Origin of the sequence: Jannaschia sp. W003 (assembly GCF_025144335.1) — a bacterium.
Lineage (GTDB): Bacteria > Pseudomonadota > Alphaproteobacteria > Rhodobacterales > Rhodobacteraceae > Jannaschia.
On record NZ_CP083539.1, the window covers coordinates 2,378,462 to 2,398,182 of the forward strand.

Genomic DNA, 19,721 nt, shown 5'->3' on the forward strand with positions numbered 1-19,721 from the left:
CGGGCGGCACGGCGCCGCCCGGCTATGGGCTTGGATCAGTCGCGCGGGCGCGGCAGGTAGATCGTGTTGCCCCAGGTCTTGTAGCCCTCACGGTACTCCTGGAGGTCGTCCCAGACCTCCTTGAAGAACGCGTCCTCCTCGGCCAGCTCCATGGCGACCTCGTTCCAGGTCTCCTCGAAGGTGGCGAGGATCTCGGGCGACCACGTCTTGATGGTCACGCCGTTCTGCTCGACGTTCTCCTTCATGGCCGTGAAGTTGGTGGCCTCACCCTCGGCGAAGTTGGTGGTGATGTTGGCGAGGCAGGCGACCTCGATCTGCTTCTGGGCGCGCTCGTCCAGCTCCTCCCAGCGGTCCTTGTTGACCAGCAGCTCGAACAGCGTGGCGGGCTGGTGCCAGCCGGGGAAGTAGTTGAACTTCGCGATGTTGTGGAAGCCCAGACGCGCGTCGATGCGGGGCATCGAGAACTCGGTCGCGTCGATGGCGCCGCGCTCGAGGGCCGGGAAGATGTCGCCGCCCGCGAGCAGCGAGGTCGACACGCCCAGCTTCTGCATGACTTCGGCGCCGAGGCCGAAGAAGCGCATGTTCAGGCCTTCCAGGTCCGCGAGCGAGTTAATCTCGTTCTTGAACCAGCCCGAGGTCTCGGGCGCGATGATCCCGCAGGGCAGGACGTGCACGTTGTAGCCGTTCTCGTCGTACATGCGCTGGAACAGCTCGGCGCCGTCGTCGTAGAGCATCCAGCCCAGGAACTCGCCGGCCTCGGGGCCGAAGGGCACGGCCGCGAACAGCGAGGCGGCGGTGATCTTGCCCTGCCAGTAGCCGGAGGTGGTGTAGGCGGCGTCGACCGAGCCGTTCGACACCGCATCCAGCGCCTCGAGGGTCGGGACGAGCTCGCCCGGATCGAACTGCTCGAACTCGACCTCCTCGGAGATCGAGTTGATCTTGTTCACGAAGTCCACGCCGGCGGTTCCGAGGATGGGAAGGTTCCTGCCGAAGGCCGAGGTCATCTCGAACATCTCCTGTGCCTGCGCGCCGGTGGCGACGAGGGCGGCGGCGGAGCCGAGGGCGATTGCCTTGAGTGTCATGCGGTTCGTTCTCCCTGATTGGTCGTCATCGCTGGCCCGGAGGCCTCGCAGCGCGCTCTCCCGGCACGCTTGGTAAGGTTTCCTTACCGATTCACCCCTGTTCCTGCCAAGCCGATTCTTGACGAAACTTTATGTCGCCCCGGAGGGGAACGGCGAAGGCTTGTGAGGCCCGCGGTCCAGCTGCCACGTCTCGGGGGCGTTCTCGTGGGCAGGGAACAACGATCGGACCAGCGGGTCGTGCCCCGGCACGATCAGCTCCGGACGCGATGCGAGGCGGCGCAGGGTGTCGAAGCCGGCCAGCATGTCGGCCACGTCCACCACGATCGGGAAGGGCTTATGCAGGGCGACGTTCTCGTAGAAGTGCGTCGCATCGGACGCCAGCACCAGCCAGCCCGCCTCGGTGCGCACCCGCACCGCCTGCAGTCCCCGCGAGTGGCCGCCGATGCGGTGCACGGTCACGCCCTCGGCCACCTCGGCGTCGCCGTCGTGGAACCGAACCTGCCCCGCGAAGAGCCGACGCACCGCCTCGCAGACGTGGTCGCCGGTGAACGGCATCCGCAGGGCGTCGTGGCACATGCAGGGGCCGGTGGCGTAGGCCATCTCGGTCACCTGGAGGTGGATCGCGGCGTTCGGGAACAGGTGCAGCCCGCCGGCGTGGTCGTAGTGCAGGTGCGTGCAGATCACCGTCCGCACGTCCTCGGCAGCGAGGCCGAAGGGGGCCAGCGCCTCGCGCGGGTCACGCAGGATCGGGCGGCCCCGCGCGCCTGCTTCGGCGGCGTCGTAGCCGGTGTCCACGAGGATCGTCTCCTCGCCCCGCCGGAGGAGCCACAGGAAGTAGTCGATGTCGTGGGGCGCGGCGTGGTCGTCGTCGAAGATGAAGCTGTCGGCGCGGGTGCGGCCCGCCCGCTCGCCGTAGCGCAGGGCGAAGACCTCCCAGGTCACGGGCCGACCTCGGCCCATGTCTCGACCCGCTTCGACGCCACCAGCGGCGCGGCCACCTCCGCGAAGCGCGCGTAGTGGTCCGTCCCGCGATGGGCGTCGAAGGCGGCCTCGTCGCGGTACAGCTCCCACAGGAACACCGTATCGGGACGCTCCGGGTCGGTCGCCACGTCGAAGCGCAGGCACCCCGGCTCCTCGCGCGAGGCCCGGGCGTTCTCCCGCATCAGTGGGAGAAAGCGCGGCATGCCTCCCTCGGCGACGGCGAACGTGACGGTCACGGCGAACATCTTTCCCTCCCGGTGGCCCCGGTGCAGGGTGCGCGCGGGGGGGACGCATGGGCAAGCGCTATCGCATCGCGGTGTTCGAGGGCGACGGGATCGGCCCCGAGATCACTGCCCCGACGCTCCGCCTCCTGCGCGGGCTCGGCCACGACTTCCGGTTCGAGCCCTGCGCGGCGGGGGCGGCGAGCTATCTCGCCGAGGGCACCGACCTGCCGGACCGCTCGCTGCAGACGGCGCGCGAGGCGGACGCGATCCTGCTCTCGGCGCTGGGCGACCCGGCGGTGCGCCGGGCCGACGGCACCGAGATGACGCCGCAGATCGACATCCGCATCGCGCTCGGCCTCTACGCGGGCGTGCGCCCCGTGCGGATCGTGCCCGGCATGCCCTCGCCCCTGCGTCTGCCCGAGGGGCGGCGGGTGGACTTCGTGCTCGTGCGCGAGTCGACCGAGGGGCTGTTCCACACGCAAGGGACGGGCCGCGTCGAGGCGGACATGGCAGGGGAGACGCTGCGCATCACCCGCGCCACCACCGAGAAGGTCTGCCGCTTCGCCTTCGCGCTGGGCGAGGAGCGGCGCGCCGCGGGGCGGGGGACGGGCCGCGTGACCTCGGTGGACAAGGCCAACGTGTTCCGCGCCTTCGCCTTCTGGCGCGCGATCTTCGACGAGGTGGCGGTGGCGCACCCTACGCTGCGGGCCGATCACGCCTACGTCGACGCAATGGCCCTCTGGATGGTCACCAAGCCCTGGGAGTGGGACGTGATGGTCACCGAGAACATGTTCGGCGACATCCTGTCCGACCTCGGCGCGGGGCTGATGGGCGGGCTCGGCGTGGCGCCCTCGGCCGACATCGGCGACGACCATGCGGTGTTCCAGCCCTGCCACGGCTCCGCCCCCGACATCGCCGGGCGCGGCATCGCCAACCCGTTCGCCATGATCCTGTCGGCGGGCATGATGCTGGACTGGCTGGGCCGCCGCCATGGCGATGCCGCGCTCGTCGCCGACGCCGCGCGGATCGAGGCCGCCGTGGACGCCTGCCTCGCTGCCGGCGAGACCACGGGCGACCTCGGCGGCCCGCTCGGGACCGAGGCCGCCGCCGACGCGGTGATGGCGCGGCTGTGACCCTGCGCGTCGGGCTCCTCGGGCTGGGCTACTTCGCGCAGTTCCACCGCGAGGCCTGGGGGCGGATCGAGGGCGCGACACTAACGGCGACCGCCGATGCCGACCCCGCGCGCGGCGCCAACCACCCGACGCTCGCCGGCCTGCTGGAGACGGCACCCGACGTCGTCGACATCGCCACGCCGCCCGACACCCACGCGGTGGCGATCCGCGAGGCCCTGCGGGCCCGCCCCCGCCTCGTCATCTGTCAAAAGCCGTTCTGTACCTCGCTGGAGGAGGCCGCAGCCGTTACCGCCGAAGCCGAGGCGGCAAGCATCCCCCTCGCGGTGCACGAGAACTTCCGCTTCCAGCCCTGGTTCCGCGCCCTGCGCGCCGCGCTGGATGCGGGCCGCATCGGACGCCCCTTGCAGATCACCATGCGCCTGCGCCCGGGCGATGGGCGCGAACCAGACGCCTACCGGGCGCGCCAGCCCTACTTCCGCACCATGCCGCGCTTCCTGCTGCACGAGACCGGCGTCCACTACCTCGACACCTTCCGCTACCTCGCCGGCGAGCCGGACGGGGTCTACGCCGACCTGCGCCGTCTGAACCCTGCGATCCGAGGCGAGGATGCAGGTCTGGTGATCCTCGACCACCGGAACGGTCTGCGCTGCGTGCTCGACGGCAACCGGCTGGTGGACCACGCCTCGGACGACCCCCGCCTCACCTTCGGCGAGGCGATGGCCGAGGGCGACGCGGCCACGATCCACCTCACGGGCGACGGCCGCCTCGCGCTGCGCCGTCACGGCGAGATCGAGGAGGAGACGCTGCTCGCCCCTCGCGCATGGCCGGGCTTCGCGGGCGACAGCGTCCACGCGTTCCAGTCGCACCTCGTCGCGCACCTGCGGGACGGCGCCCGGCTGGAGACGGACGCGCGAGGCTACCTGCGCAACCTCGCCTTGCTGGAGGCCTGTTACGCCTCGAACGACGCGAAGGCGCGATTGCCGGTATAACGTCCGGTTTTCCGACATTTCCCCGCCGGTGCCGCACGCGGTTCACGTGCTGTTCACAACCGTCCCCCACCCATGCCCCGATCAGCGAGAGGTGCGGTAATGAGTGACGATCTTGTGGCGGACGTGATCGAGGTGATGCGGACGCGCCCGGAGGAGATGCGGATGGCGATCCACGCGCTCGCCGAACGCGATCCGGACCGTCCCGCGGCGGATCTCGCGGCCGCGCTTCTCGGCGCCGCGGAGGCCGTGGACCACACGCTCGAGAAGGAGGGGGGACCGACCGGCGAAGCGCTCGCCCTGCGCCGCATGGCCGGGCTTCTGAGGGAGGACATCGCCCAGTTGGCCGAGGCGAGCGGACCGCCCTCCCTCGCGCAGCTTCTGCGCTGGTGGCGCTCCGAGGACGACCTGTTCCGCCGACTCTAGCGCCCCGCGGCTGCCTCGCGGATCGCGCGGATCGCCGCGCCGTAGCCCTCGGGCGCGTCGGCGCTGCCCTTGCCGAACACCGCCGAGCCGGCCACTAGCACGTCCGCCCCGGCCGCGGCCACCGCACCCGCTGTCGAGGGGTCCACCCCGCCATCCACCTCCAAATGCACCGGACGGTCACCGATCGCGGCGCGGATCGCGGCGATCTTGCCGAGCTGCCCGTGGAGGAACCGCTGGCCGCCGAAGCCGGGGTTCACGGTCATCACGACCACGAGGTCCACGTCGTCCAGCAGCGGCAGCACCGCCTCCGCGGGCGTGCCGGGGTTCAGCGCGACCCCGGCCTTCATGCCCGCGCCCCGGATCGCCTGCATCGTACGGTGCACGTGGGGGCCGGCCTCGACATGCGCCGACAGGTAGTCCGCGCCCGCGTCCGCGAAGGCCTCGATGTAGGGATCGACCGGCGCGATCATCAGGTGCACGTCCATGACCCCGCCAATGTGCGGCCGCAGCGCCTTTGCCACCGCGGGGCCGAAACTGATGTTCGGCACGAAATGCCCGTCCATCACGTCCACGTGGATCCAGTCGGCGCCCTGCGCCTCGGCGGCCCGGCATTCGGCGCCGAAGCAGGCGAAGTCGGCGGCGAGGATCGAGGGGGCGATCTTGACGGGGCGGTCGGACATCGGGGGGCTCCTTTCGGGGCGCCCTACTCCACCGCGCCCTGCCGATAAAGCCCCGCCTCGGTCATCACGCCCGTAAGCCGCACGTCGGTCGCCTCGCGCGGGACCTGCACCATGCGCTGTGCCTCCACGGCGAGCCCGAAGGCCGGCGCGTCGCCGAGGCCCGGCAGCGTGCGGTCGTAGAAGCCGCCACCGTAGCCCAGCCGGTTGCATCCCGCGTCGAAGCCCAGCAGCGGCACGATCAGGATCTGCGGCACGCGCCAGCCGCCCTCGGTGGGGACCGGCACGCCGAAGGTTCCCGTCTCGGTGGGGCATCCGGGCCACCACTGGCGGAACCGCAGCGGCGCGCCCTTCGCGGTCACCACGGGCACGCAGATGGTGTTGTCGCGCGCAAGCACGCGCATGCACTGCAGCGGGCTGACCTCGGAGCCGATGGGAAGGTAGCCTGCGATGGTACGGCCGCGCAGCTCGCGCAGCATGGCGTAGAGACGCACCGCCGCCGCCGCCCGCTGTCGCGGTCCGACCCCTTCGCGCGCGGCCGCGCAGTGAGCCCGCGCTTGCGCCTTCGCCTCGTGCAGATTAGCCCCCTCGCCCATGCCTTCCCTCGATCACATCGCCGTCGCCGCCGCAACGACGGAAGAGGGGGCGGTGCACCTCGCCGCCTCGCTCGGCCTGCCCCCGGGGCCCGGCGGGCGCCACGCTGTCATGGGCACGCACAACCGTCTCCTCGGGCTCGAGGACGGGCTTTACGTCGAGGCGATCGCGCCCGATCCCGAGGCCGCGCCGCCTGGCCGCGCGCGCTGGTTCGCGCTCGACGACTTCGAAGGGCAGCCCCGGCTCTCGAACTGGGTGCTGCGCTGCGAGGACCTGGAGTTGGTCGTCGCCGCGAACCCCGACGCCGGGCGCATCCTCGCGCTGGAGCGCGGCCCCTTCCGCTGGCGCATGGCGGTGCCGGACGACGGGCGCCTGCCTTTCGGGGGCTGCTTTCCCGCGCTGATGCAGTGGGACACCGCGCCGCCCGCCCTGCCCTCGTCGGGCCTGCGGCTCGAACGGCTGATCCTGCGCCACCCCGAGGCCGACGCCTTGCGCACGCGCCTGGGCGCCCTCGTCTCCGACCCCCGCATCACGGTCGAGCCCGGCCCCGCCGCCGCGCTCGCGGCCCGCTTCGCGACGCCCGATGGCCCCCGCGACCTTCTCTAGGGCGCCCTCGGCGGAGCGCATCGCCGCGCTCGCCGAATCGGCCCGCGCCGCGTTTCCCGCCCCCTTCGCCGCGCTCGCGCGCGAGGTTCGGCTGGAGGTGCACGAGTGGCCCGCCGAGGACGTGCTGGAGGAGCTGGACATCGAGGACCCCTACGACCTGACGGGCGTCTACGAGGGCGTGTCGCTCACCGAACGCAGCGCCGACTGGCCCGACCCGCCCTCGGCGGTGCTGCTGTTCCGCCGTCCGATCCTCGACGAGTGGATCGACCGCGGCGACGTCACGCTGGCGGAGCTGGTCAGCCACGTCACGGTGCACGAGTTCGCCCACCACTTCGGATGGAGCGACGACGACATCGCGAAGATCGACCGCTGGTGGGAGTAGCATAAAAACGTGATCGGGCGCCCCGAGGGGCGCCCGATCAAGCGGCGTGGCCGACGTTCAGGCGGCGCGGGCCGAGAGGATCTCGTCCACGGCGGCGAGCGCGCGCGCCTCGTCCATGTCGTTCACGGCGGCAAGCTCGCGGGTCAGGCGATCGAGCGCGGCCTCGTAGAGCTGGCGCTCAGAATAGCTCTGCTCGCGCTGCTCGTCGTTGCGGTGCAGGTCGCGCACCACCTCGGCGATGGCGATCAGGTCGCCCGAGTTGATCTTCGCCTCGTATTCCTGGGCCCGGCGCGACCACATGGCCCGCTTCACCTTGGCCTTGCCCCGCAGCGTCGTCATGGCCTTCGTCACCACGTCGGGCGAGGAGAGCGAGCGCATGCCCACGTCGGTCGCCTTGTTCGTCGGCACCCGAAGGGTCATCTTGTCCTTCACGAAGGTAATCACGAACATCTCGAGCTCGAAGCCCGCCACCTCCTGCTTCTCGATCGAGACGATCTGTCCGACACCGTGGGCGGGATACACGACGTAGTCGTCGGGGTGGAATTCGGACTTCTTGGACATTCGGGGCCTCTTGGTTTCGCGGCGCGTCGCAGGGGCCCGTCCGGGCCGCGCGGCGAAACCTCATCGCTGCCCCGCCGATCGGCGGGCGCCGGTTTCCTCGCGCCGTCTGTATCGGCCCCTTGGGTGAGTGCTCCCGGGGCCCGTGAGTGTTGCTCCGACCACGGCCGGATTCCGTCATTCATATCAGAAAAACGGGATTCGAGAAAGCGTCACCACCGCTGACATATCGCCAATTCGCAAGTTACCTGACGTAACCATCGCCGGGCCGGAAAGGTTTCATCCCCCCTCGCCGGGCGCCTCCGAGAACAGCTCCATCTTGCCGTCCTTGCCGTCCATCGCCTCGGCCTCGGGCAGCGGATCCTTCTTGGTGATGATGACCGGCCAGGCCTCGGAGTACTTGCGGTTGAACTCCACCCACTTCTCCATGTCCGGCTCGGTGTCGGGCCGGATCGCGTCCGCGGGGCACTCGGGCTCGCACACGCCGCAGTCGATGCACTCGTCGGGGTGGATCACCAGCATGTTCTCGCCCTCGTAGAAGCAGTCCACGGGGCAGACCTCGACGCAGTCGGTGTACTTGCAGGCGATGCAGTTGTCGGTGACGACGTAGGTCATGGGGCGTTCCTCGCGTGTGCGCGGCCCACCTAGTCCCGCCCCCCGGGAGGTTCAAGCGAGGGCTGGCGGTCCGCGTCGAGACGCCGCCGCTCGCGTCCCGTGGGACGCGGTCCGGCGCGGGGCACCGGCGCGGGCGAATGGTCGACGAACAGCGCCTGCGCCTCCTCGGCCGGCCCGCGCCGGGTGCCGAGCGCGGCCACCTCCACCACGCGCACCTGGCGGCCCTGCGAGAACGTCAGCGTGTCGCCCGGTCCCACGGCGTGGCTGCTCTTCTCGATCCGCGCGCCGTTCACGCGCACGCCGCCCTCGCCCACCATGCGGGCGGCGAGGGAGCGCGTCTTGAAGAACCGCGCGTGCCACAGCCACTTGTCGACGCGCAGCCGCGACACCGTCGTCAGCGGTCCTTCAGCGCCGCCAGCGCGGCGAAGGGGTTGTCGGGGTCGATGCGCGCGGGCTTGCGCTCGGGCCGGGCCTCGAAGGCGCGCGGGCCGGCGGGCTTCGCATCGCGGCGGGGGCCGCCCTTGCCGCGCGGCTTGCCGCCTTCCTTGCGCCCGCCGCCGGCTTTGGCCGCGCTGCGCTCCGCGCCCTCGGGCCGGCCGCGCCCGCCCTCGCGGCGGTTGCCGCGCGCGGGCCGCTTCGGCGCCCAGGCGAAGGTGTAGAAGACCTCGGTCTCCGCGGGTTCGGCAGCGGCGTCCGCGACCGCGCCTTCGCCCTCAGCTTCGGCTAGCGCGTCCGCCTCGGCGCCCTCAGCCCGCATCTCGGCGGGCGGCTCCTCCACGGGCGTCTCCTGGGGCACGTCCGGGGGCGTCTCGGCGGGCGGGGCCTCGGCGGGCCGCTCCTGCGGCACGTCGCCCGGGGCCTCCTGCGGCGGGGCGGGGGGCGTCTCGGTGGGCACGTCGCCCGGCACGCCCGGCGGCGGCGCGGCCGGCTCCGGCATGCCCGGCTGGTCGGGCACCTGCGCCTGCGCCGCGGGCTTCGCCTTGGGTCGCTCGCCGCGCTCCGCGTTGTAGCCCAGCCCCTCCATCAGCCCCGCAAACTGCTCCAGCGTCATGCCCGTGATCGAGAGCATGTCGGCGGAGGCCTCGAAGCCGCCGCGGGTGTCGGCCTGGCGGATCATGTCGGCCAGCCGCTCCAGCATGTCGATGCGGATCGCGCGGGCGCCGGCGTCGCGGTAGCCGGCCATGGCGTAGTAGCCCGCGGGCGCGCCCTTGGCCTCGGGCACGGTCACGAGGCCCGGCGGCGGCGCCTCGGGAAACTCCTCGAGCCCCTCCCACAACGACCAGAGCACCAGCCGCAGGCGCGTCGGCGCGGGCTTCAGCAGCGCGGGCAGGAACACCGTGAACTGGCCGAAGCGCACGCCGTGGCGGCGAAGCTGCGCGCGCGCCTCCTGGTCCAGCTCTCGCACCTCCTGCGAGACCTGCGCGCGGGGCAGCACCCCGAACGCTTCTCGCAGGCGGAACGCGAAGCCGCGGGCGAGGCCGGTCAGTGCCTCGTCGCGCTCCATGGCGACCAGCGGCTCGAAGGCGGCGGCCAGCTTGCGGTCCACGAAGTGCTGGAGCCGGCGGCGCACCTTCTCGGCGACCTCCGGGCCGGCCTCGTCGTCCACGAAGGCGACCACGCCGGGCTTGAGCGGCTCGGCGCCCTTGGCGATGCGGCCCACGGCGTCGGAGCCCCACATGAGGCCGCCCTGCTCCGTGAAGTCCATCTCCGTGTCGGGGGCGTTGTAGAAGCGGTCCGCGCGCAGGTGCAGCTCGGGCCGCAACGCGGCCTCGGCGGCCTGGCGCACGGTCTTCGCCTCGTCGGGCGTGGCGGCCTTGGTCTGCTGGAACCGGAAGCCCTCGAGCCGCCCAAGCGCCTCGCCCTCCACCGTGACGGTGCCGTCCTTGCTGATCTCGGCCACGAGGCCCTCCTTCATCTTCAACCGCTTGAGGAGCACGCTGGTCCTGCGGTCCACGAACCGGGCCATCAGCGCCCGGTGGAGCGCATCCGACAGCCGGTCCTCTACAGCGCGGGTCGCCTCGCGCCAATGGGCATCGTTCTCGACCCAGCCCTTGCGCTGGGCGACGTAGGTCCAGGTGCGAATGTAGGCCAGCCGTTTCGACAGCGTGTCGATCTCGCCCTGCGTCCGGTCGATGCGCTTCACCTGCCGGGCGAACCAGTCCTCGGGCACGCGCCCCCGCTCGTGGAGGAAGTCGTAGATCCGCGCGAGCAGGTTGGTGTGCTCGCCGTGGCTGATGCCCTGGAAGTCGGGGATGCGGCACACGTCCCACAGCAGGCGCACGTCGCGCGCGTGGCCGAGCCGCGCGCGCACCCCCTCGAAGTCGGTAAGCGTGCGGAACGCGGCGAGGTCGTCAGCCTCGCGCCCCCGCTGGAGCATCTCGTCGGGCGCCGGCGCCTCCAGCGAGCGGATCAGCGCGTCGGGCGTGCCGAACTCCAGCCGGTCGGAGCGCCAGGTCAGGCGCTCGATGGGCTTGAAGCGGTGCTCGCAGATCGCCTCGGCCACGTCCTCGTCGAGCGCGGACGCCTCGCCCGTGACGCCGAAGGTGCCCGGCTCGGTGTAGCGCCCCGCCCGCCCGGCGATCTGCGCCAGCTCGTGCGGCATGAGGGGCCGCATCCGGCGTCCGTCGAACTTCGAGGTGGCCGAGAAGGCGACGTGGCGGATGTCGAGGTTCAGCCCCATGCCGATGGCGTCGGTAGCGACCAGGTAGTCCACGTCGCCGTTCTGGTACATCGCCACCTGCGCGTTGCGGGTGCGGGGGGAAAGCGCGCCCATCACCACGGCGGCCCCGCCCTTCTGGCGGCGCAAAAGCTCAGCGATGGCGTAGACGTTGTCGACCGAGAAGCCGACGATCGCGGTGCGCCCCGGCATGCGGCTGATCTTGCGCGGCCCGGTGTAAGTGAGCTCCGAGAACCGCTCGCGCCGGATGAACTCCGCCTCCGGCACCAGATGCCGGATCGCCGGGCGCATGGTGTCCGAGCCCATGAACAGCGTCTCGTGCAGCCCGCGCATGTTTAGCAGGCGATCCGTGAACACGTGCCCTCGGTCCGGGTCGGCGCAGAGTTGGATCTCGTCGACGGCAGCGAAGTCCGTGCCGAGGCCTTGCGGCATCGCCTCCACTGTGCAGACCCAGTAGGCGGCGCGAGGCGGCACGATCCTCTCTTCGCCGGTGACGAGCGCTACCACGGATGGGCCGCGCGCGGCGACGATGCGGTCGTACACTTCTCTTGCCAGAAGGCGCAGCGGGAGGCCGATCACCCCCGTGCGGTGCGCGAGCATCCGTTCGAGGGCATAGTGCGTCTTGCCGGTGTTGGTCGGCCCGAGGACCGCCGCGATGCGTGCCAAATCAGAGCGTCCGCCCGCCGGTCTCGAGCTCCAGCCGCTCCACGGCGCCGGCCACGTTCTCCTCGGCGGGATAGAGCTCCTCGGCCCGGCGGAAGGCCCGCAGGGCCGCGTCCTTACGGTCCATGCGGTCGAGCATGATCCCGAGGCCCGCCCAGGCGCCGAAGTGCCGCGGCTGGAGGATCAGCGCCTGCTCAATGTCCGTCAGCGCGGCGCCGTACTGCTCCATCATGAAGAACGCCTCGGCCCGCTTGTTCCAGCCCTCCGCGAAGTCCGGCGCGTGGTCGGTCAGCGCGGTCAGGTGCGCGACGGCGCGCACATAGTCGTCGTCCGCCATAGCGTCCTGGGCCCGGCGCAGCAGCAGGTCCATGGCGGCGGAGCCGGAGTGGGACCAGCGCTCCAGCACCTCGGCGGCGAGGCGCGCACCCTCGGCGGGATCGGCCTCGTCGGCGAGCTGATCGAGCAGCACCTCGGGGTCGTCCGACAGCTCCTGCGCGCTCGGAGACGTCGCGTAAAACGCGAGCGCGGCGACCGCGAGGGCCTTGAGGGTGACGCGTGGGTCAATCATGTACCGTTCCTGAACCAACCGGCGAGGACATCATGAGCGACATCATCGACGAGGCCGTCGTCAAGCTTAGCGAAAAGATCGGGTCGTTCGACGGCTCCGTCAAGTTCGTGGTCGAGGACGAAGGCTCGATCATGGTCGACGACGCGGGCGTGCGCGCCGGCGACGAGTCGGCCGAGTGCACCCTCACGGCCGACGAGGAGACGTTCCGCGGCATCCTCGACGGCTCCGTGAACCCCACCGGCGCCTTCATGTCGGGCAAGCTCAAGGTCGATGGCGACATGGGCCAGGCGATGCGGCTGGGCTCCCAGCTCGGGTGAGCGCGGACGCGCCCTTCCACGAGCCGGCGCGCGGGCCCCGCGTCCGCGCGCTCTGGACCGACGCCGCGGACGGGGTGCGCCTGCGGGCGGCGCTCTGGCCCGAGGGGCATCGCGGCACGGTGGTGCTGTTCCCGGGGCGCACCGAGTACGTCGAGAAGTACGCCGAGGTCGCGCGCGACCTACACGGCCAGGGCTTCGCCTCGGCCGCGATCGACTGGCGCGGCCAGGGGCTGACCGAGCGGCTGCCGCAGAACCGGCTGGCCGGGCACGTCGGCGACTTCGCCGAGTACCAGCGCGACGCCGACGCCTTCGTGGCGCTCCTGCGCGCGGAAGGCATGCCCGAGCCGTTCCACCTGCTGGCCCATTCGATGGGCGGGATGATCGGCCTGCGAGCGCTCCTGCGCCGCATGCCCTTCGAGCGCGCGGCCTTCTCGGCCCCGATGTGGGGCCTCGGCGTGCCGCCCCACATGCGCGCGCTGGCGTGGGCCATGAGCCACGCCGGCCACTTCCTTGGCTACGGCGAGGCGCTGGCACCCGCCTCGGGCAAGTCGGGCGATCCCGCCGGCGCACCGTTCCACGGCAACCTCCTGACCACCGACCCGGGGCGCTTCGCCTGGATGAAGGGGCAGCTCCGCGCGCGTCCCGAACTGGCGCTCGGGCCGCCGTCGCTGTCGTGGCTGCGCGCGGCCCTGCGCGAGATGTTGACGGTGCGGGGCATGGCCTCGCCCCCCGTGCCGGCGCTGGCCTTGCTCGGCACCGACGAGCGCATCGTCGATCCCGCCGCCGTGCGCCGCCGCATAGCGCGCTGGCCGGACGGCGCGCTGCACGAGGTCGAGGGCGGGCGCCACGAGGTGCTGATGGAACGCGACGCCCTGCGGGGCCCGGCCATGGCGCGCATCGTCGCCCATCTCGGCGCGACCTGACCGCGCCCTAGCGATCCACGTCTTCCAGCCGCCCGCCTTCGAGGCGGAGCTGCCGATCCATGCGGGCTGCCAGCTCCAGGTTGTGCGTGGCGATCAGCGCCGCCATGCCGGTCTCGCGCACGAGCTGCATGAGCGCCGCGAACACCGTGTCCGAGGTGCCGGGATCGAGGTTGCCCGTCGGCTCGTCGGCCAGCAGCAGGGCGGGCGCGTTGGCGAGCGCGCGGCAGAACGCCGCGCGCTGCTGCTCGCCTCCCGACATCTCGGCGGGGCGGTGGTCGGCGCGGTGGGCGAGACCCACGGTGCCGAGCAGCGCGAGCGCCCGCTCGCGCGCCGCCGCGGCGGACACGCCGTCGGCGCGCTGGGGCAGCACGATGTTCTCGGCGGCGGTGAACTCGGGCAGCAGATGGTGGAACTGGTACACGAAGCCGATCTGCCGCCGCCGCACCCGCGTCCGCGCCCGGTCGGAGCTTCCGGCCATGTCCTCGCCGCCGATCACCACGCGGCCCGCGTCGGGCGTGTCGAGCAGACCCGCGATGTGCAGCAGAGTCGACTTGCCCGCCCCTGAGGGCGCCACGAGCGCGCAGACCTCGCCCCGCGGCAGCACGAGGTCGGCGCCGTTCAGCACCCGGATCTCGCCGGGGGTGCCGAGGGCGTAGCCCTTGCGGATCCCCTCCAGCCGCAGAGCCTCACTCATAGCGCAGCGCCTCCACGGGGTTCATGCGCGCCGCACGGCGGGCCGGGAAGATCGTGACCACGAAGCTGAGCACGAGCGACAGCGCCACCGCCGAAAGGACGTCCTCCGCCTCCAGCCGCGCGGGCAGGCGCGAGAGCAGCCGCTGGGACTCGTCCCACACCCCGCCCCCGGCGAGCGCGTTCACGGCCTCGAAGATCGGGTCGATGTAGAGCGCGAAGAGGCAGCCCATCACCACGCCGATCACGGTGCCGGCCACGCCGATCGAGGCGCCGCACAGGAAGAACACCCGCAGCACGGTGCCCTCGGTCATGCCGACGGTGCGCAGGATCCCGATATCGCGGCCCTTGTTCTTGACCAGCATCACCAGCCCCGAGGTGATGTTGAGCGTGGCGATAATGACGAGGAGGGACAGGATGATGAACATCACGTTGTCCTCCATCTGCAGGGCCTGGAGGTAGCCGCCGTTGCTGTCGCGCCACGACCAGAGCAGCACGTCCTCGCCCGCCGCCGCCGCGAGTGCGGGACGCATCTCCTCGACGGCCTCGGGGTCGTCCAGCAGGACCTGCACCTCCTCGGCCTGCTCGGCGAGGTTGAAGTAGGTCTGCGCCTCCGCGAACGGCATGTAGACCCGAATCCCGTCGATGTCGTAGCGGCCCACCTTGAACACGTAGGTGACCGGGTAGGCCTTCACCCGCGGCGAGGTGCCGAAGGCCGTCTTGACCCCGTCGGGCGAGATCAGGCGGACGGTGTCGCCCGCCCGCACCCCGAGCTTGCGCGCCACGCCGTCGCCGATGGCGATGCCCTGCTCGAACGCGTCGATCGAGCCCTGCGACTCCTCGGGCTCGGCCACCCGCGGCACGGCGCGAAGGTCCGCCTCGCGCATCCCCAGCACCTGCACGCCCGCGTTGCGGCCGTTGGCCGACACCATGACCTCGCCCACCACGACGGGGGCGGCGTGGCGCACGCCCGGCACCGTCGCGACGCGCGCGGCCACCTCGTCGTAGTTGGCGATGGTGCGGACCACGGTGCCCCGCTCGTCCAAGCGCGACGTCGCCAACACGCTGATGTGGGGGTTCGCGCCGATGATCGTGTCCACGAACTCGTGGCGGAAGCCAGAGCGGACCGCGAGCGTGGCGATCAGGGCGAAGACGGCCAGCGCGATGCCCACGAGGCTGATCCACGTCATCACGCTGATGCCGCCCTCGGAGCGCCGTGCGCGCAGGTAGCGCCAGGCGATGGTCCACTCGAACGGCTTGAACATGGGGCCTCCGGGCGGCGGTTCGGGGCTCTAGGTGCGGGGGTTGCGGGGCGGGGTCAAGAAGAGAGACACGTGGCGGGGCCGGGGTTCCGCAGATGAGCCCTCGGCGCGCCCTCGGCCATCCTGCGCCTCGCGCATGATGCCGGTCAGCTCACGCACTTCTTGAACGGAATGGACTTCAAGCCGGCTTCGACGACGGCGTCGTGGAACGCGTCGCTGCAAAACAACGCGGCCTCGTCCAACGTGTTGTCCCACCAGAGGTTGTGACCCACCTCGATCGTCTCGTCGACCGCGAGGTTGAACTTCATGTGGTCGATGAATGTCATCGAACGGGTAACGATTCCGAACACTTGCGTACCACCCCGCGAGACCTGCACCGAGCTTCGCTCCTTCACTATCGTTTTCGCCCTCGCACGAACATTGAGACCGAACCACTTGCCTGGAACCGGGCCGGCTCGCCTGCGGCGGATTTCCATCGGCCACATTTGGTGAACCCCCGGATCGAGGTCCTCGATGATGTCCCTGTACCTCTCCGATACGATTATAAGCTGGGCCGATCCCCAGAACATGTCGGGAAGGTCCGTCCTCGCTCGCTTGAGAACGAAGTATTCCGGAACGTCGTCCAGACTGAGGAGCCTGTTCTCCTTTCCCTGGATCACATCGGAGATATCGAAATCGAGGCTCACGACATGCTTCATCCATTCAGCGTTGCCCGCCTTGATGAAACCACCACGCGGATTGACGGACGAAACTGTGATCACGTAGGTCATCGAATTTTCGTCACTGGAATGTCAGCCCGCTGCTCGTTCCCGGGCGGACAGCAGGGGGGATGGATGCCCACCGACGCGACGACTGTACGCCCGGGCCTCTCCTACACCCCCACCCCATAAACCGCCTTCAACCGAGCGATCGCGGCCTCGGGCGACATCTCCTCGCTCTCGCCCGTCCGCCGGGAGGTCAGCTCCACCTTGCCCGCCTGCAACCCGCGCGGGCCGACGGTGACGCGCCAGGGCAGGCCGATCAGGTCCATGGTGGCGAACTTCGCGCCCGCCCGTTCCTTGCGGTCGTCGTAGAGCGGGTCGAGGCCCTCGGCGCGAAGCTGGGCGTAGATGCCCTCGCAGGCGGAGTCGGTGGACGTGTCGCCCTGCTTGAGGTTCACGATCCCTGCGTGGAACGGCGTCACGCCCTCGGGCCAGACGATGCCCTTATCGTCGTGGCTCGCCTCGATGATCGCGCCCACGAGGCGGCTCACGCCGATGCCGTGGCTTCCCATGTGCAGCGGCACGGGCTTGCCGTCGGGGCCCTGCACCGTGGCGCCCATGGGCTCGGAGTACTTCGTGCCGAAGTAGAAGATCTGCCCCACCTCGATGCCGCGCGCGGTGCGGCGGCGCGCCTCGGGCACTTCGGCGAAGACCGCCTCGTCGTGGGTCTCGTCGGTGCGCGCGTAGCGCGAGGTGAACTCCTCGAGCACGCCGCGGCACTGATCCGCATCGTCGTAGTCGATCTCGCGCGCGCCCAAGCGGATGTCGGTGACCTCGCTGTCGTAGAACACCTCCGACTCGCCGGTCTCGGCGAGCACGAGGAACTCGTGGGTGTCGTCGCCGCCGATGGGGCCGGAGTCGGCGCGCATGGGGATCGCCTGCAGCCCGAGGCGCTCGTAGGTGCGCAGGTAGCTGACGAGGTGGCGGTTGTAGGCGTGGCGCGCGCCGGCCTCGTCGAGGTCGAAGTTGTAGCCGTCCTTCATCAGGAACTCGCGGCCCCGCATCACACCGAAGCGGGGGCGCACCTCGTCGCGGAACTTCCACTGGATGTGGTAGAGCGTCAGCGGCAGGTCGCGGTAGCTCGAAACGTGGGAGCGCACGATGTCGGTGATCATCTCCTCGTTGGTGGGACCATAGAGCATGTCCCGGTCGCCCCGGTCGCGGATGCGCAGCATCTCGGGGCCGTAGGCGTCGTAGCGGCCCGACTCGCGCCACAGGTCGGCGGGCTGCAGCGTGGGCATCAGCATCGGATGGTGGCCCGCGCGCATCTGCTCCTCGTGCACGATCTGCTCGATCCGGCGCAGCACCTTCCATCCCAGGGGAAGCCACGAATAGATGCCCGCCGAGGACTGCTTGATCATGCCCGCGCGGAGCATCAGCCGGTGCGACGCGATCTGCGCCTCGGCCGGCGTCTCCTTGAGGACGGGCAGGAAGTAGCGGGTGAGGCGCATCGCAGGCAGCTCCGGAAGGGGTCGCCGCCCGCGATAGCGGCATGGCCGGAGGGGGGCAAGGCGACCCGCGGCAGGCAGGAGGGGGGCGGGATCGCGTGGGCAGGCTCGCGCGTTGCCGCGGCGGGAGGACGCGCATGAGCCAGACCGACGACGACGTTCCCGCGCTGAGCGAGGAGACCGCGCCCACGGCCGAAGATCCGGGCACCGGGCACGACGCCTCCACGCCCGCCGCGATCCCCGCCACGGGATGGCGCGAGATCGCGGGGCGCGTCTGGATCGACATCGTCGACGGCAAGCTGTGGACCAATTGCGGGTGCGTGGGCTTCTTCGGCTTCCTATCGATCTTCCCGGTGCTGGCGATCTTCGTGCTGCTCTACGGCCTGCTGTTCGACGCGGCCGAGATCGACAGCCAGCTCGGCGCGCTCGAGCCGATCATGCCCGGCGGCGTGTACGAGCTGCTGGTGAACCGCCTTGCCGCCCTTGCCCGCAATGACGCCCAGAGCCTGACGGTGGGCCTCCTGTTCTCGCTCGCGGTGGCGATGTGGACCGGCACGCGCGGCACGAATGCCGTGATCGACCTCCTGAACCTCACCTACCACGAGGAGGAGCCGCGCAGCTTCCTGCGCCGCTTCGGCCTAGCTGTCGGCATGACGATGTTCTCCATGATCGGGCTGACGGTGGTGCTGCTGACCGTGGCCGCCCTGCCCCTCGTGCTCTCCGAGCTGCCGATCGGCTCGGGCACGGAGCGGCTGACGCTCTGGCTGCGCTGGCCGATCCTGGCGGTGTTCGTGTTCGCGGGCCTCGCGCTCCTTTACCGGCGCGCCCCGAACCGGCGGCCCGCCAAGTGGCGCTGGCTCATGCCCGGCGCGCTCCTGTCGACGCTGCTGTGGATCGGGCTGTCGGTTGCGTTCTCGGCCTACGTGGAGTGGTCGGACTTCTACGGCGCCACCTTCGGCACGCTTTCGGTAGCGGCGGTGCTGATGCTGTGGATCTACTACTCGGCGCTCGCCATCGCGGTCGGCGGCATCGTCAACGCCGAGATCGAGCTGCAGACCCGGCGCGACAGCACCCGCGGCCGGGACCGGCCGCGGGGGCTGCGGGGCGCGGTGGTGGCCGACCGGCTGCCCCCGCCCCCCGCCTGAGGCGCGGTCAGTCCCCCCGGCCGAAGCCGTGCCGCGCCAGCACGAAGAGGAACAGGAGCATCGAGGCGAGCGTCACGAAGCTGCCGGCGATCGCCAGCCCCTCGCTCCGGCCCGTCACGGCCATGAAGATGCCCGGCACCAAGAGGATCACCCCCGAGGCGGCGAAGGCGAAGTGCACCCAGGCCAGCCGCGAGGCCGCCGCCGGCGGGGTCAGCGCGTAGTAGAGGCCGAACAGTCCCATCGTCACCCATCCCACGAGGTTGAGATGCGCGTGGGCGCCGGCCGCCGCATGGTCCCCCGTGGCGGCCATGGCGATGCCCCACAGCATCCCCCCGGTGACGCAGAGCGCGCCGAAGCCGAAGAAGGCGAAGGCCGCGCCCCGCACCGCGCCCCGCGTCGGCAGGTAGACGTGCGCGTCGGAGGCGGCCATCCTCATGCCCCGTCCCCCTCCGCGCCGTCCGCCGCGAGGGGCGGGCCGGTGAAGCGCAGGTGGTGGCGCGTGGCGCTCGCCTCGATCGCCTCCATGTCCTCGGGGATCGCGTAGCCCCCCTCCGCCATTTCGCGGAAGAACCCGTCGAAGCCCCCCGGCGTCAGGATCACGAGGTGGCGGCACGGCAGGTCGCCCACCACGCGGAAGGTGTGCTCGCAGCCGCGGGGCACGAAGACGGTGTCGCCCGGCCCCGCGTTGCCGCGCCGGCCTTCCATCCACCACTCGATCTCGCCCGACAGGACCACGAACGCCTCGTCCTCGCGCTCGTGCACGTGCCGCGGCGGGCCGCTGTCCGGCGGCGAGACGCTGTCCACGATCGACATCGCGCCCCCGCTGTCCGCCGCGTCGAGGATCGTGCGGTAGGTGACCCCCAGCCACTCCACCGCATCGCCCTGTGCCAACGTGTCCTTCATGATCCGATTCCCCCTTGCTTCGCCGATCCGACCGCCGGTCGGCGCAGGCCGCATCGCGGGCCCTTGCCAGCGTCGCGCGCGCTGCGGCGGCACGGGGAAA

At 71.2% G+C, this 19,721-nt stretch carries 24 protein-coding genes; 8 read left to right on the forward strand and 16 right to left on the reverse strand.

Features of this window, described 5'->3' with window-relative positions; translation table 11 throughout:
• Nucleotides 1–35: 35 nt before the first annotated feature.
• The 3 genes from K3554_RS11635 to K3554_RS11645 all read right to left on the reverse strand — a co-directional run bounded on the left by K3554_RS11635 (nt 36) and on the right by K3554_RS11645 (nt 2,308).
• Entirely contained in the window at nt 36–1,082 is a 1,047-nt protein-coding gene (locus K3554_RS11635) for a TRAP transporter substrate-binding protein (protein ID WP_259940417.1), read from the reverse strand.
• Between the two features lie 129 nt (nt 1,083–1,211).
• Complete coding sequence (locus K3554_RS11640) at nt 1,212–2,024, reverse strand: N-acyl homoserine lactonase family protein (protein WP_259940420.1); 813 nt, start codon at nt 2,022–2,024, stop codon at nt 1,212–1,214.
• Nucleotides 2,021–2,308, reverse strand: coding sequence for a putative quinol monooxygenase (locus tag K3554_RS11645; protein WP_259940425.1), 288 nt, complete (start codon nt 2,306–2,308; stop codon nt 2,021–2,023). Before K3554_RS11645 ends, K3554_RS11640 begins: the two co-directional genes overlap by 4 nt.
• A gap of 47 nt (nt 2,309–2,355) precedes the next feature.
• Here K3554_RS11645 and K3554_RS11650 point away from each other — a divergent pair, with 47 nt between their 5' ends.
• The 3 genes from K3554_RS11650 to K3554_RS11660 all read left to right on the forward strand — a co-directional run bounded on the left by K3554_RS11650 (nt 2,356) and on the right by K3554_RS11660 (nt 4,832).
• Nucleotides 2,356–3,420, forward strand: a complete 1,065-nt coding sequence (locus tag K3554_RS11650) for an isocitrate/isopropylmalate dehydrogenase family protein (protein WP_259940428.1) — start codon at nt 2,356–2,358, stop codon at nt 3,418–3,420.
• Entirely contained in the window at nt 3,417–4,409 is a 993-nt protein-coding gene (locus K3554_RS11655) for a Gfo/Idh/MocA family protein (protein ID WP_259940429.1), read from the forward strand. Before K3554_RS11650 ends, K3554_RS11655 begins: the two co-directional genes overlap by 4 nt.
• Before the next feature lie 99 nt (nt 4,410–4,508).
• Nucleotides 4,509–4,832, forward strand: coding sequence for a hypothetical protein (locus tag K3554_RS11660; RefSeq protein ID WP_259940431.1), 324 nt, complete (start codon nt 4,509–4,511; stop codon nt 4,830–4,832).
• Here the strand turns inward: K3554_RS11660 and rpe are convergent.
• Nucleotides 4,829–5,512 carry a ribulose-phosphate 3-epimerase gene (gene rpe, locus K3554_RS11665; RefSeq protein ID WP_259940433.1) on the reverse strand — a complete coding sequence of 228 codons (684 nt, stop codon included), beginning with the start codon at nt 5,510–5,512 and terminating at the stop codon, nt 4,829–4,831. The genes K3554_RS11660 and rpe overlap by 4 nt on opposite strands.
• Before the next feature lie 23 nt (nt 5,513–5,535).
• Complete coding sequence (locus tag K3554_RS11670) at nt 5,536–6,105, reverse strand: 5-formyltetrahydrofolate cyclo-ligase (protein WP_259940435.1); 570 nt, start codon at nt 6,103–6,105, stop codon at nt 5,536–5,538.
• Between K3554_RS11670 and K3554_RS11675 the strand changes: the two genes are divergently transcribed.
• A complete protein-coding gene (locus K3554_RS11675; protein ID WP_259940436.1) occupies nt 6,104–6,709 on the forward strand; it encodes a VOC family protein in 606 nt (201 codons plus the stop codon). The two genes, K3554_RS11670 and K3554_RS11675, sit on opposite strands and share 2 nt — an antisense overlap.
• On the forward strand, nt 6,687–7,091 hold the full coding sequence (locus tag K3554_RS11680; RefSeq protein ID WP_259940438.1) for a metallopeptidase family protein: 405 nt from the start codon (nt 6,687–6,689) through the stop codon (nt 7,089–7,091). Before K3554_RS11675 ends, K3554_RS11680 begins: the two co-directional genes overlap by 23 nt.
• Before the next feature lie 57 nt (nt 7,092–7,148).
• Here K3554_RS11680 and K3554_RS11685 read toward each other — a convergent pair whose 3' ends face one another.
• The 5 genes from K3554_RS11685 to K3554_RS11705 form a co-directional block, all read right to left on the reverse strand.
• A complete protein-coding gene (locus K3554_RS11685; RefSeq protein ID WP_259940439.1) occupies nt 7,149–7,652 on the reverse strand; it encodes a CarD family transcriptional regulator in 504 nt (167 codons plus the stop codon).
• A 276-nt stretch (nt 7,653–7,928) separates the two neighbouring features.
• Complete coding sequence (gene fdxA, locus K3554_RS11690) at nt 7,929–8,264, reverse strand: ferredoxin FdxA (RefSeq protein ID WP_259940441.1); 336 nt, start codon at nt 8,262–8,264, stop codon at nt 7,929–7,931.
• A 29-nt stretch (nt 8,265–8,293) separates the two neighbouring features.
• Entirely contained in the window at nt 8,294–8,644 is a 351-nt protein-coding gene (locus K3554_RS11695; RefSeq protein WP_259945918.1) for an RNA-binding S4 domain-containing protein, read from the reverse strand.
• Between the two features lie 14 nt (nt 8,645–8,658).
• Complete coding sequence (locus tag K3554_RS11700) at nt 8,659–11,541, reverse strand: helicase-related protein (RefSeq protein ID WP_259945919.1); 2,883 nt, start codon at nt 11,539–11,541, stop codon at nt 8,659–8,661.
• Nucleotides 11,542–11,608: 67 nt separating this feature from the next.
• Entirely contained in the window at nt 11,609–12,172 is a 564-nt protein-coding gene (locus K3554_RS11705; protein ID WP_259940443.1) for a hypothetical protein, read from the reverse strand.
• A 32-nt stretch (nt 12,173–12,204) separates the two neighbouring features.
• On the opposite strand from K3554_RS11705, the gene K3554_RS11710 reads away from it, so the two are divergent.
• A complete protein-coding gene (locus K3554_RS11710; RefSeq protein WP_259940445.1) occupies nt 12,205–12,489 on the forward strand; it encodes an SCP2 sterol-binding domain-containing protein in 285 nt (94 codons plus the stop codon).
• The gene (locus K3554_RS11715) at nt 12,486–13,412 is read left to right on the forward strand and encodes an alpha/beta fold hydrolase (protein ID WP_259940447.1); all 927 of its coding nucleotides are present in this window, start codon (nt 12,486–12,488) and stop codon (nt 13,410–13,412) included. Before K3554_RS11710 ends, K3554_RS11715 begins: the two co-directional genes overlap by 4 nt.
• A 7-nt stretch (nt 13,413–13,419) precedes the next feature.
• On the opposite strand, the gene K3554_RS11720 is transcribed toward K3554_RS11715, so the two are convergent.
• From K3554_RS11720 to proS, 4 genes are all read right to left on the reverse strand, one after another.
• Nucleotides 13,420–14,106: an ABC transporter ATP-binding protein gene (locus K3554_RS11720; RefSeq protein ID WP_259940449.1), complete on the reverse strand. Its 687-nt coding sequence runs from the start codon at nt 14,104–14,106 to the stop codon at nt 13,420–13,422.
• The gene (locus K3554_RS11725; RefSeq protein ID WP_259940450.1) at nt 14,099–15,367 is read right to left on the reverse strand and encodes a lipoprotein-releasing ABC transporter permease subunit; all 1,269 of its coding nucleotides are present in this window, start codon (nt 15,365–15,367) and stop codon (nt 14,099–14,101) included. Before K3554_RS11725 ends, K3554_RS11720 begins: the two co-directional genes overlap by 8 nt.
• Nucleotides 15,368–15,510: 143 nt before the next feature.
• Nucleotides 15,511–16,134 carry an imm11 family protein gene (locus K3554_RS11730; protein ID WP_259940451.1) on the reverse strand — a complete coding sequence of 208 codons (624 nt, stop codon included), beginning with the start codon at nt 16,132–16,134 and terminating at the stop codon, nt 15,511–15,513.
• 101 nt (nt 16,135–16,235) lie between these two features.
• Nucleotides 16,236–17,576: a proline--tRNA ligase gene (gene proS, locus K3554_RS11735; protein ID WP_259940452.1), complete on the reverse strand. Its 1,341-nt coding sequence runs from the start codon at nt 17,574–17,576 to the stop codon at nt 16,236–16,238.
• A 134-nt stretch (nt 17,577–17,710) separates the two neighbouring features.
• Between proS and K3554_RS11740 the strand changes: the two genes are divergently transcribed.
• The gene (locus tag K3554_RS11740; RefSeq protein ID WP_259940453.1) at nt 17,711–18,718 is read left to right on the forward strand and encodes a YihY/virulence factor BrkB family protein; all 1,008 of its coding nucleotides are present in this window, start codon (nt 17,711–17,713) and stop codon (nt 18,716–18,718) included.
• A gap of 7 nt (nt 18,719–18,725) precedes the next feature.
• Here K3554_RS11740 and K3554_RS11745 read toward each other — a convergent pair whose 3' ends face one another.
• Entirely contained in the window at nt 18,726–19,154 is a 429-nt protein-coding gene (locus K3554_RS11745; protein ID WP_259940455.1) for a hypothetical protein, read from the reverse strand.
• The gene (locus K3554_RS11750; RefSeq protein WP_259940458.1) at nt 19,151–19,621 is read right to left on the reverse strand and encodes a cupin domain-containing protein; all 471 of its coding nucleotides are present in this window, start codon (nt 19,619–19,621) and stop codon (nt 19,151–19,153) included. The genes K3554_RS11745 and K3554_RS11750 overlap by 4 nt, the downstream gene beginning before the upstream one ends.
• Nucleotides 19,622–19,721 lie beyond the last annotated feature (100 nt).